This is a genomic window from Cellulosimicrobium funkei, assembly GCF_004519295.1.
GTDB lineage: Bacteria > Actinomycetota > Actinomycetes > Actinomycetales > Cellulomonadaceae > Cellulosimicrobium > Cellulosimicrobium funkei.
Genome location: NZ_SOZH01000001.1, coordinates 240,603 through 252,524, shown reverse-complemented (window position 1 = coordinate 252,524; position 11,922 = coordinate 240,603). Strand labels below are relative to the sequence as shown.

General features: G+C 74.7%; 8 protein-coding genes. 2 read left to right on the top strand and 6 right to left on the bottom strand.

Annotation, left to right across the window (positions count from 1 at the left end):
- Positions 1-16: 16 nt before the first annotated feature.
- Together E1O70_RS01115 and E1O70_RS19760 are read right to left on the bottom strand one after the other, a co-directional pair.
- Positions 17-1,036, bottom strand: coding sequence for a sugar phosphate isomerase/epimerase family protein (locus tag E1O70_RS01115; protein WP_034651214.1), 1,020 nt, complete (start codon positions 1,034-1,036; stop codon positions 17-19).
- Positions 1,037-1,130: 94 nt separating this feature from the next.
- On the bottom strand, positions 1,131-4,847 hold the full coding sequence (locus E1O70_RS19760) for a PQQ-dependent sugar dehydrogenase (protein ID WP_082774849.1): 3,717 nt from the start codon (positions 4,845-4,847) through the stop codon (positions 1,131-1,133).
- Positions 4,848-5,424: 577 nt separating this feature from the next.
- Between E1O70_RS19760 and E1O70_RS01095 the strand changes: the two genes are divergently transcribed.
- Both E1O70_RS01095 and E1O70_RS01090 read left to right on the top strand, forming a co-directional pair.
- A complete protein-coding gene (locus E1O70_RS01095; RefSeq protein WP_061269406.1) occupies positions 5,425-5,700 on the top strand; it encodes a type II toxin-antitoxin system Phd/YefM family antitoxin in 276 nt (91 codons plus the stop codon).
- Positions 5,697-5,975 (top strand): type II toxin-antitoxin system RelE family toxin, encoded by a 279-nt coding sequence (locus E1O70_RS01090; protein ID WP_061269405.1) that lies wholly within the window; start codon positions 5,697-5,699, stop codon positions 5,973-5,975. Before E1O70_RS01095 ends, E1O70_RS01090 begins: the two co-directional genes overlap by 4 nt.
- Positions 5,976-6,106: 131 nt before the next feature.
- Here E1O70_RS01090 and E1O70_RS01085 read toward each other — a convergent pair whose 3' ends face one another.
- The 4 genes from E1O70_RS01085 to E1O70_RS01070 form a co-directional block, all read right to left on the bottom strand.
- A complete protein-coding gene (locus E1O70_RS01085; protein ID WP_061269404.1) occupies positions 6,107-6,727 on the bottom strand; it encodes a M15 family metallopeptidase in 621 nt (206 codons plus the stop codon).
- Positions 6,728-6,891: 164 nt separating this feature from the next.
- Complete coding sequence (locus E1O70_RS01080) at positions 6,892-9,825, bottom strand: FAD-binding and (Fe-S)-binding domain-containing protein (protein ID WP_061269403.1); 2,934 nt, start codon at positions 9,823-9,825, stop codon at positions 6,892-6,894.
- The gene (locus tag E1O70_RS01075) at positions 9,822-10,709 is read right to left on the bottom strand and encodes a MurR/RpiR family transcriptional regulator (RefSeq protein WP_021482220.1); all 888 of its coding nucleotides are present in this window, start codon (positions 10,707-10,709) and stop codon (positions 9,822-9,824) included. Before E1O70_RS01075 ends, E1O70_RS01080 begins: the two co-directional genes overlap by 4 nt.
- Complete coding sequence (locus E1O70_RS01070) at positions 10,706-11,860, bottom strand: N-acetylglucosamine kinase (protein WP_128957694.1); 1,155 nt, start codon at positions 11,858-11,860, stop codon at positions 10,706-10,708. Before E1O70_RS01070 ends, E1O70_RS01075 begins: the two co-directional genes overlap by 4 nt.
- Positions 11,861-11,922: the final 62 nt, after the last annotated feature.

Sequence of the window (11,922 nt, the reverse complement as noted above, 5' to 3'; positions counted from 1 at the left end):
GTGTGGTCGGTCCGCGTCAGCCGCGGAGCGAGGAGATCTCGCCGTAGCTGCGGCGGGCGTTGCCCAGGGAGTTGAGGGCGTTGCCGGGCTCGGCCACGGTCGCCGCGTTGTCCTGCTCGTACAGCCCGAACCGCTGCCCTCGGTCGCGGAGCTGGGAGAGGAACGCCTGGTAGGGGATGTCGCCGGCGCCGAACTCGATGATGTCGTAGCCGTTGCCGCTGGACTCGTTCGTCTTGCCGTCCTTGAGGTGCAGGATCGGGAAGCGGCGCGGGTCGCGCGTGACGTAGTCGATCGGCTCGAACCCGGGGTACAGGTGGCGGCCCACGTACGCCCAGTAGACGTCCATCTCGAAGAACACGAGCTCGGGGTCGAGGTTGTCCCACAGCAGGTCGTAGACGCGCTGGTTCGGGTCGTCGCTGGTGAACGCCCACTCCTGGGCGTGGTTGTGCGAGTAGAGCTTGAGCCCCGCCGCGCGGGCCTTCTCGCCCATCTGGTTCCAGGTCTCGCAGGCCTGGAGCCACTGCGCCTTGGGGATGGGGCCGCCGTAGCCGCCCGCGATGGGGCCGCCCTGGCCGAGGTGCGGCATGCCGAGCGCGAGCGCCTTCTCGATCTCGGCGTCGATGTTCGCCGGGGTGAGGTTGACGTGCGCACCGACGGCCCGCAGGCCGTTGTCGTCGAGCAGCTGCCGGATCTCCGGCACGGTGATCGCGCCGACGCTCCCCTGCGTGTAGCCCGCGAACTCGATCTCGGAGTAGCCGATGTCGGCGAGCTCCTCGAACACGGCTCGGAACCCGAGCGAGCTGACCTTGTCCCGCACGGTGTAGAGCTGGATGCCGATGCGGTTCACCGGCACGAGCCGGTTGCGCCCGCCGGACGGCGCGACCGCCGTCGGGAGGGCGCCGCCGAGCGCGTTCGCCGCCGACGGACCGAGGGCGGCCCCCACGCCCACGGCGACCGACGACGCCGCGAGCGCCTTGAGCAGGTTGCGACGGGTCATCGGCTTGGCCGAGACCGTCGGGTGGTGGTGTGAACTCATGTCTCTCCTTCGAGGTGAGCCGCCCCGGGACCGCACCCGGGGACGCCTGGGGGCCGGTGGCCCGGGCGGTTCGCCCGGGCCACCGGTGGGACGGTCAGCTGCGGACCGTGAGGGTGAGGTTCACCGTGCTGGGCGCGACCCCGGCGGACCCCTGGTAGCGGGCCTGCACCTGGTAGGTGCCGGTCGCCGCGAGCTTGGGGAGCGTCACGACGACGTCCCCCGCCTCGTCGAGCGTCCCGGTGAGCGACGCGACGGTGCCGTTGTTCTTGCGCACCGTCACCTGCACGTCGCCCGTGGGCACGACGCCGGTCGACGACTCCACGTGGAGCGTCGCCTTCGCCGCGACGGCGGGCTTCACCGGGTTCGGCGCCACGCTGCCCGTCGTGGTCGACCGGGCCTGGGCCACCGTGAGGCGCACCGTCCCCGCCGACGCCGTGTAGACGCCGTCGGCGCCGTACGTCGCGGTGAGGGTGTGCGTCCCGACGGCGAGCGACGGGTCGATCGCGATCGTCGCCGTGCCGTCCGCGAGCGTCCCGCGCCCGACCTCGGTCTCGCCCGTGGTGAGCACGACCTCCCCCGTGGGCGTGCCGCCCTCGCCCGTGACCGTGACGACGGCCTCGCCCGGCGCGCCGTAGGAGACGCGCGCGGCGCCGACGGAGACCGTCGTGGCCGAGGCGACCGTCGGCTCGTCCGGGGCGTCGAGGTCGATCGTGAACGACACCGCGCCGGCCTCGGAGACGTTGCCGCCGGTGTCGGTCGCGCGGTAGAGCAGGTCGTACGCGCCGTCCTGCGAGAACGTCACGCCGTACTGCTGGTTCGCCGCGAGGTTCGTCCACGTCGCGCCCGCGTCGCGCGAGTACTGCACGCTCGCGACCGCGCCGTCGTCGGTGGCCTGCACGGAGAACCGCACCGGCTCGTTGAACACGCCGCCGACGCCCGTGGGCGCCTCCGGCGCGAGCGTGTGCGCGACGGTCGGGGCGGTGACGTCCGCCGCGCCCGCGCCCACCATGGTGATCGCGTCCACCGCGAGCTCGTCGGACGACGTCACGAACAGCGTGCCCGAGCCCTCGGGGGCGTCGAACGTGATCTCCACGTCCTGCCAGCCCTCGCCCGTGGGGACGACGGCGGTCGCGAACGGCTCGGCGTCGGCCGCGCCCCAGCGGAGCTCGAGCTCGCCGCCGCCGCTCGCGCGGACCACGGCGCCGTCGATCCCGGCGAAGCTCACCGGGTCGTACCGCAGGAAGTCGCCCGCGCCGAGCCCGCGGACGGCGTTGCCGCCCCGTGCGGTCGCGTCGGCGAACACCTCGACGCCCTCGCGGCCGATCGCGTGCTCGCCCTGCTGCTCCTTCGGGTTGAGGCGCAGCGTCGCCTCGCCCGCGGCCGGCGGGAGGCCGTTGTGGCCCGCGTCGGTGTACGTGACGACGACCGCCCCGTACAGGAGCGCGCCAGGACCGTGCTCGGGCGAGTTGGGGTCGGTGCGCCACGCGCCCGTGCAGCCCGTGCCCGTGGACTCGGGGTGCGCGTGCTCGTCGTGCCCGAGGCCGTACGTCCACGCGACGCGCGAGCACACGGTGCCCGAGCCCGCCTGCGGGTCCTCGAACGCGGCGGCGTACGCCTCGAGCACGTCCGCCACCATCTGCGCGGTGACGGCGCCGCCGGAGATCGCGACGAGCTCGTCGAGGGTGAAGCCGGAGGCCTCGCCCAGCGTCTCGGCGTCGACCCCGAGCGTCTCGACGAGGACGTCGTGCCCGATCGCGTCGGCGAGCCACTCGCCGATCTGGTCGCCCGACGTGAGGTGCGGCGTCGGCGCCCCGCCGCCGCCGAGGTCGTCCTCGGCGTCGGTCGTGGTCACCTGGTACGGGACGGCCTGGCCCCAGTCGAAGAACGCGCCGTCGGCCGGGTACTCGATCGTGACCTCGGGCGCCTGGTTCCCGACGGAGATGACGCGCGACGTGAGGGAGAACTTGCCCGACGCGTCGGTGACGCGCAGGCGCGCGGTGTACGCGCCGATCTCCGTGTACGTGTGCGTCGTCCGGACGCCCTCGGCGTCGAACGTGCCGTCCCCGTCCACGTCCCACGCGTAGGTGAGGTCGTCGCCCTCGGGGTCGGACGACGTCGACGCGTCGAACGTCACCTCGAGCGGAGCCTGCGACGACGACGTGGGCGTCGCGGTGAAGCGCGCCTGGGGCGCCTTGTTGCCCTCGGCGTAGTCGATCCGGTACAGGCCCGCGTCGGGGTTCGCGCGGAAGAAGCCGTCGCCGTAGTCGAGCACGTAGAGCGAGCCGTCGGGACCGAACTCGAGGTCCATCGGGTTGTCGTGCGGCGGCTGCCCCGCCGCGGCGAGCGCGGCGTTCGGCAGGAAGTCTTCGATGTGCGTGACGTCGAAGGTCTCCCAGTCGACCGTGAACGCGGCGAGGTAGTCCTGCGAGAACTCGCCGAAGAACGCCTTGCGGTCCCAGTACGCGGGGAGCTTCGTGGTCGACGGGTTGTCGGCGTCGTAGTGGTAGACGGGACCGCCCATCGGCGCCTGGCCGGAGCCGGAGCCGAAGTTCACGAGCTCGTCCCACGGCTGGTCGCCCGGGTTGTCGCCGTACCAGAGCGTCGCGGCGCGGGCCGGCGGCAGCTCGCGCAGGCCAGTGTTCCAGCGGGAGTCGTTGACGAGGTTCTCGGGGTCGAAGAACTCCCCCGGCGTGCCCGTCGCGAAGTCCCAGTCGTTGTAGGCGAAGTTGTCGCCCTGGACGTAGGGCCAGCCGGCGTTGTGCGGGTCATCGAGCGAGACGACGTTCCACTCCACGAGGCCCATCGGCCCGCGGCCCGCGGTCTCCGCGACCGCCTTCGTCGCGTCGGGGCCGTAGTCGCCCCAGGAGAGCGAGTTCGTCTCCGGGTCGACCTCGAACCGGAACGGGTTGCGCACGCCCATGACGAAGATCTCGGGGCGCGTGCCCTCGGTGCCCGGCGCGAACAGGTTGCCCTCGGGGATCGAGTACGAGCCGTCGTCCTCGACGTGGATCCGCAGGATCTTGCCGCGCAGGTCGTTCGTGCTCCCCGCGCCACGACGCGAGTCGAAGCCGGGGTTCATGCCGGGGGCGTCGTTGTTCGGCGCGAAGCCGTTCGCGCCCGGGGTGCTCGCGGGCGTGTTGTCGCCCGTCGTGAGGTAGAGGTTGCCGTCGCCGTCGAAGTCGATGTCCGCCCCGACGTGGCAGCACTGCCCGCGCTGCACCTCGACGTCGAGGATCACCTGCTCGCTCGCGAGGTCGATCGTGTCGCCCGTCCACTGGAACCGAGCGAGGCGGTTCACGCCCACCCAGCGGTCCCAGTAGCTCTCGTCCTCGCCCGCCGGGAGCGAGTTGGGCGCGTTGCCCGTCGGGGTGTCCGCGACGCCGTCGCCGTCCGCGTCGCGCGGCGCGTAGACGAGGTAGACCCACCCGTTGTCCTCGAACTCCGGGTCGAGCGCGACGCCCTGGAGGCCGTCCTCCGAGTTCGCGTAGACGTCGAGCGTCGTGACCACGCGCGTGACGCCCGTCGCCGGGTCCGTGAGCCGCACGTCGCCGTTGCGGGCCGTGTGCAGGACGCGCGAGTCCGGGAGGATCGCGAGGTCGATGGGCTCGCCCACGTCCTTCGTCAGCAGCACGCGCTCGTAGTTGGACCAGTCGAGCGCCGCCTCGGCACCCGGTTCCGCGCCGTGGTCGACGCCGTCGTGCGCGACGGCGGGTGCCGTCGCCGCGCCCAGGCCCGTGAGCGCGAGGGCGCCGGCGGCCAGAGCCGCGGTCACCCGCCGGTTCCGGCGCGCACGCCGGTCGATATCCTTCATCTGATGCCGCTCCTGTGAGGTTCAGTCGCCTGTGAGGGGTCATCCGGACCGGGTCGCCCCCGTCGCGCCAACGACGGAATCAGGGCGGCTCGGTCTGTCTGTGCTGGTGGGAGGGCTGCGCGTCCCCTGCCCGGTGGTCCTCCTCGTCTCGTCGTCGAGCGCGATCCCCCCGCACGTCGTCGTGCGGACGGAGAGTGCCACCACGTGCACCGGGGCACGCGCGGAGGCGGTCGGGCCGTAGCGGTCGGGTGAAATTCACCTACCACTCGGTCGTCATCCTACGAGGCTTCTGTCGGGTGTCAATCAAAAGTCGAAAGTCCGCCGATGCACGGACCACAGGCAGGAACCCAGCCGAATCCTGACTGCGCTGTCGGGTTCGCGAACTGACCTCGAGCGCGCAGAGATCCCGCCAACGATCCGTCGTCGAGCACGTCGATGCCGACTGCCTGTCCGCCGCTGCGCCGGGCCTGCCGACGTCCTGTGGGGAGCGCAGGGCGCGAGCATGAGAGGGAGCCGATGGCCTTATTGGCTGGAAATTGGGCTACCTACGGGCTAGCAGTTCGGCTAATATGGCCGTATGAAATCCGTAGCGCTGAGCGAGGCGAAAGACAAGTTGTCGGCCCTGGTGGACGAGGCCGACCGGGAGCACGAGATCATCCGGATCACCCGGCACGGGCGCGGTGCCGCGGTGCTGATGGCCGAGGACGACCTCGAGTCGCTGCGCGAGACGCTGTTCTGGCTGTCCCAGCCCGGCGTGCGCGACGACATCGACGAGGCCCGTCGCGCCGCCGCCGAGGGCGCCACGACGTCCGGTGAGGACCTGCGGGCACGGTTCGGGCTGCCGGCGCAGTGACCGACGACCAGACACCGGCGTGGCGGGTCGAGATCGCACCCGCGGCCGAGCGGTCGCTGCTGCGCCTGCCGCACAAGATCGCGGCCGCGGTCGTCGAGTTCGTCACCACGACCCTGCCGACCAACCCCGAACGCATGAGCAAGCCGCTGCGGTACGAGCTCGAAGGCCTGCGCTCCGCGCGCCGCGGCGACTACCGCGTGCTGTTCGAGCTCGACCACGACACCGGGGTGCTGCTCGTCGTCCGCATCGCGCACCGCGCCGACGCCTACCGATAGCCCTCCCCGCCCACCCAGCACGAGGCGAGCACCCCCGTGACCAGGGACCCGGTTCGAGCGTGCCGGGGTTCGCCGTGGTCAACCGCTCGGCGAGGCGCCGCGGAACTCCTTGCTGCAGGAGGGCCCCGCGGTCAGGACCGGTACACCCAGTGCCACGGCTCGCGCGGGGTGTCCTCGACGAAGCCGAAGCGGCCGCCGTTGGTGCGCATCCACGCCTGGGCCCGGTCGTCCAGGTCGAGGTCGACCGCGATCCCCCAGCCGTGCGGGCTGGTACCCGGCTCGGCGGCGAGCCCGCCCTGGGAGTACAGGCCCTTGCGCGCGGCGACGTCGACCTGCGCGTCGTAGGACCGGTAGGAGTCCGTGATGCCGATGCGGACGCCGTCGCGTGCCGCCTCGGCGAGCAGGCCCTCGAGCGCCTGGCCCGCGGGCGCCCAGAGGCGGTGGCCGGTCGTCCCGACCTCCTGCAGGGCGGTCCGGGGGATCTTCCCGTTGCCGTAGGCCGCGAGGTCGCCGGGGACGCCGTCGACCGTGCGCGTCCGGTCGGGACCGGTCGCGCCCGCCACCGCGGTGCTGCCGGTGCCGGTCGACCCCGCCAGCACCGTGCTGAGGAGCTCGTCGAAGCGCGCGCCGGAGCCGCTCGCGACGGCGTCCGCGGCGCGGGTGTCGACGGTGCGGACGTCGACGGTGCGGGCGGGGCTGAGGGTCGCCTCGATGGCAGCCACCCGCTGCGCGATCGCGGTGATGCCGTCCATCCGGTCGTCCTCCTGGGGGGGGTGCCGGCGGTGGCGTCCACCGGTCGGCACTCCCTATGCACCGCGACGAGCGGTCTGCCGCCTCCCCGCGTCGCAGCGACCGCGCCGAGCGACCGCTCCCGGCTCGACCGCGCGCGTCCGCTCCCGGCTCGACCGCGCGGGGGTCAGACGGCCGCGCCGGGGCGCGTGGCCGCCTCCAGGAGCTCGAGCACGTGGACGTAGTCCTCGCCCGTGGCGCGGGACATGCCCATCTCGCACGTCCGGTTGCTCGACACGTACGCGTCGAAGCGCCCCTCCGGGAGCCTGCCGGCGCGGTGCGCGACCTCGTCCGCCTCGGCGCGCGTCGCGCCCGCGGTGAGCTCGGGGTGCAGCATCCCCCGGTCGCCCGCGAAGCCGCAGCAGCCCCAGGCCGCCGGCACGGTGGCACGCTCGGCGACGGCCTCCGCCACGGCCCGCAGGTCGTCCACGGCGCCCAGGTGCACGGTCGCGCACGTCGGGTGCACGACGACGTCCCCCGCCCGCGCGACGTCGACCCCGCGGGCCGCGAGGCCGGGCAGCACGTCGGTGCGCACGAACGTCACGGCGTCGACGACCCGCAGGCGGGCGAACCGGTCGCGCGCCCGCTCGTCGCGCGGGTCCGTCCCGGTGAGGTGGCGCGCCGTCTCGGCGAGGCCGTGGGTGCAGCTCGACGCGTCGCACACGACCGGCAGCTCGCCCTCGCGCGTGGCGACCCACAGCGCGTCCACGACCTTGCGGGCCATGGCGGCCGCGCCGTCGGGCAGGCCCTTGGACGACCACGGGGTGCCGCAGCACAGCCCGCCGATCCCGTCGGGGACCACGAGCCCCACGCCCGCCCGCTCGCACAGCGCCCGGAACGCCGCCTCGGCCCCGACCGGGCGGCTCGCGCCGTCTCCGCCGCACGCTCCCGCGGGCAGGCCGGCCCCGGCGGGCGCGAAGAGCTCACCCATGCACGACGCGAACAGCACCGCGCGCGCGGGGGTGGCGCCGCCGTCGGGCACGACGGCCGTGGTCCCGCGGCGCGGCCCCGGGCCGGGCAGGTCGGCGTCGACGCGCGGCACGACGTCCGTCCCGACGACCCCGCGGGCGACGTCGGACGCGACGCGCACGAGCGGCGTCGGGAGGGCCTGGACGACGCCGAGCGCGGCGCGCAGGCCCGTGACCACGGTCCCCCAGTGCTCGGCGGCGGCCGCTCCCCCGCGCTGCACGAGCCGCGGCTGCGACCGCGCGCGGTGGCCCTTCATGACGACGCCCGTGTCGATGCCCACGGGGCACGCCTCGACGCACAGCGAGTCCGCGGCGCACGTCGCGACGCCCTGGTAGGCGTACTGCCGCTCGAGCTCGCGCCGCTCGGCGGGCGGCGCGGCGGCCATCTCCTTGAGCAGCGCGATGCGCTGGCGCGGCGTGGTCGTCACGGTGCGCGACGGGCAGCCCGGCTCGCAGTACCCGCACTCGACGCAGCGGTCGACGAGCGCCGCGTCGTCCCCGCCCGCCGACGACTCGACCTTGAGGTTCCGCAGGTGCTCGTGGTCGTCGTTGCTGAGCACGACGCCCGGGTTGAGCAGGCCGTGCGGGTCGAGCAGCCGCTTGACCTCGCGCATGACGGCGTAGAGCTCGTCGCCGTACTGGCGCCGCACGAACGGCGCCATGATGCGGCCGGTGCCGTGCTCGGCCTTGAGCGTGCCGCCGTGGCCGAGCACGAGGTCGACGAGGTCGTCGCTGAACGCCGCGTACCGGTCGAGCTCGGCGCGGTCGCCGAGGCGCGGCGTGATCATGAAGTGCAGGTTGCCGTCCTTGGCGTGCCCGAACGTCACCGCGTCGCCGTAGCCCCGGCGCTCGAAGAGCGCGCCGAGGTCGCGCACCGTCGCGGTGAGGTCGGCGACGGGGACGGCCACGTCCTCGAGCAGCGCGGTGCTGCCCGCGGGCCGCGCGCCCGCGACGGCGGTGTAGAGGCCCTTGCGCACGCGCCACAGGCGCTCGCGCGTCGCGGCGTCGGTCGTCACCGTGGCGGGGACGGCCAGGGAGCCGGCGAGCGAGCCGACGACGTCGCGCGCCGCCTCCTGGAAGGGCGCGAGAGCGTCGGAGGTCGCCGCGCGGTACTCGACGAGGAGCGCGGTCTGCCGGTGGATGCCCGCCCCGGAGGCCAGCGAGCGCATCGAGGGATCGGCGGCCGGGTCCGCCGCGGCGACGCGGAGCGACGCCGCGTCGAGCAGCTCGATCGCCTCCGCGCCCGACGCGACGAGCGGCACGAGCGCGTCCGTGGCGTGCTCCAGCGAGTCGAGCACGAGGAGGGTCGTCGCCGCGTGCGCGAGGAGCGGCACCGTCCGGAACGTCACGTCGGCGACCCACCCGAGCGTGCCCTCGCTCCCGACGAGCAGGTGCTCGAGGATCTTCACGGGCTCGTCGTGGTCGAGGAACGCGTTGACGGAGTAGCCCATCGTGTTCTTCATCGAGAACTGGCGCTCGATCTCCGCGCGCGCCGCCGCGCTGCCCCGCACGCGGTCGCGCAGCTCCGCGAGACCGCGGTGGATCGCGGGCTCGGCGTCGCGCAGGCGCGCGTCGGCGTCGGGCGCGCCCGTGTCGACGACCGTCCCGCTCGCGAGCACGACCGTCATCGCCTCGACCGTCCGGTACGCGGTCCGCGCCGTCCCCGACGACATGCCCGACGAGTTGTTCGCCACGACCCCGCCGATCGTGCACGCGATCTCGCTCGCCGGGTCCGGGCCGAGCCGGCGCCCGTGCCGCAGCAGGTGCGCGTTGACGAGCCGCAGCGTCGCGCCGGGCTCGCAGCGCACGCGCTCGCCGCCGTCGAGCACCTCGACCCGGGTGAAGCGCGTGCGCGTGTCGACGAGCACGCCCGCGCCCGACGCCTGGCCGGACAGGCTCGTGCCGCCGGAGCGGAACGTCACCGGCAGCCCGCGGCGGGTCGCCTCGCGCATCGCCGCGACGACGCCGTCGCGGTCGTGCGCGCGCACGACGACCTCGGGCCGCAGGAGGTAGTGCGACGCGTCGTGCGCCTGCGCGACCCGCGTGAGGAGGTCCGTGCGCAGCTCGAGGCCGGGCGTCTCGACGGCGGTCACGGGCGCGTCCGGCGGTCGTAGCCGAGGCGGTGGGGCTGCACGGCCTCGTACGTCGCGCGCAGGTTCGCGGTCGTGCGGTCGTACAGGCGCTGCGCGACGCGCACGAACAGGAAGTCGACGAGCGCGAGCTGCGCGATGCGGCTCGACAGGGCGCCGGACCGGAACTGCGTCTCGCGCGCCGTCGTCGTCAGCACGAGGTCCGCGTGCTCGACGAGCGGCGACTCGGGGAAGTTCGTCACGGCGACGGTCGTCGCGCCACGGTCGCGCGCGATGCGCAGGGCGTCGTTCGTCTCGACCGTGAGCCCGCTGTGCGAGACGCCGACGGCGACGGCGCCCTCGGCCAGGAGCGCCGCGGACTGGAGCTGGACGTGCGGGTCCGGCGACGCGAAGCACAGCAGCCCGATGCGCTGGAGCTTCTGCGCGAGGTCCTGCGCCGTGAGCCCGCTCGACCCGACGCCGAACAGGTCGATCCGCGTCGCTTGCGCGACCGCGGCGGTGACCTGCTCCAGCGCGTCGAGGTCGAGCATGCGCGCCGTCTCCTCGATGGTGCGCGCCTCGTGGAACGCGATCTTCGTGACGACGTCGTGCAGCGTGTCGTCGGGGTCGATCTCGCCGTGCGCGACGTTCGCGCGCTCCTGCTCGACGGCGCGGCGGCTCGTCGCCTGCGCGAGGTCGATGCGGAACTCCGGGTACCCGGCGTACCCGACGGCGCGGCAGAACCGCACGACCGTCGCCTGCGACGTCCCGACGAGCGCGGCGAGCTCCGTGATCGTCTTGCCCACGACGGCCGCCGGGTCGGCGAGCACGGCCTCGGCGATGCGCGCCTCGGCGGGCCGCAGGCTCGGCAGGGCCTGGCGGATGCGGACGAGGCCGTCGGCGGTCATGGGGTCTCCTCGGCGGTGGTCGGGTGCGGGGCGGTGCCGGGCGCGCCCGGCGGCAGGGCGGTCGGTGGCGCGGCGGTCGGTGGCACGGCGGTCGGTGGCGCGGCGTGGTCGCCGAGCGTGAGCCAGGGCGCGTGCTCGACGACGGAGCCCGGCTCGGTCGCGAGGCGCGCGGCGAGGTGCAGCGCGCCGTCGAGCGGCGTGCCCGCAGGGTCGACGAGCGCGACGTCCGGCCGCAGCACGGCGAGCCGCGCCCGGAACGCGTCCGTCAGCAGCGGGCCGATCCCCAGCACCCCGCCGGTCGCGGCGGCGAGCGGCGGGACGCCGTCGACGAGCGCGGCGGCGAGCGTCGTCGCGAGGTGGGTCCCGGCGCCCGCGAGGACCTGCCGCGCGACGGTGTCGTCCGCACGGGCCGCGGCCGCGACGTCGGGCGTGAACGACGCGAGCACCTGGGCGCGGTCGGGGCGCGTGTAGAGCTGCCCGGGCCACGACGGCACCGGGCCGAACCGCGCGACGGCGGCGGCGAGCAGCGCCGGCGAGCCGCCGGAGTCGCGGCCGTCGTGCGCGGCGACCGCGGCCCGCAGCCCCTGCGCGCCGATCCACGACCCGGAGCCCAGGTCGCCGAGCAGGTGGCCCCACCCGTCGACGCGGTGCCACACGGTGCGCAGGTCGGTGCCGAGCGCGATCGCCCCGGTCCCGACCGCCACGACGGCGCCGGGACGGCCACCCAGCGCGCCGAGGTGCGCGGTGAGCGCGTCGGCCGCGACGGCGGTACGCGGGCCGGGCCGGACGGACGGGTCGCCGTCGACCCCGAGACCTTCGGCGGGAGGCAGGCCCGTGCGCAGCGCGGCGTGCAGCTCGGCGGGGTCGCGCACGAGGGACGCGAGGCCGGTCGCACCGACCGCGGCCGCAGCGACGCCGTCTGCGGCGAGAGCGGGGACCGCGGCACGGAGGGCGTCGAGGAGGTCACGCACGACGTCCGCGGCGTCGCTCCCCGTCGGCCCGATCGCGACCGGTCGGCCGGACAGCGCGACGTCGTCCGTACCCGCACCGGACCCTGCCGCGGCGGGCAGGCGACGGGCGAGGAGGCGGCTCCCCGACCCCCCGACGTCGAGCCCGACGACCCACGGCCCCCCGGGCGTGCTGCTGCTCACGGGGCCAGTGTGGCACAAACTTTCACAGCAGAGAGTCAAAAGGGAGATTCTTGCCAGGGCGG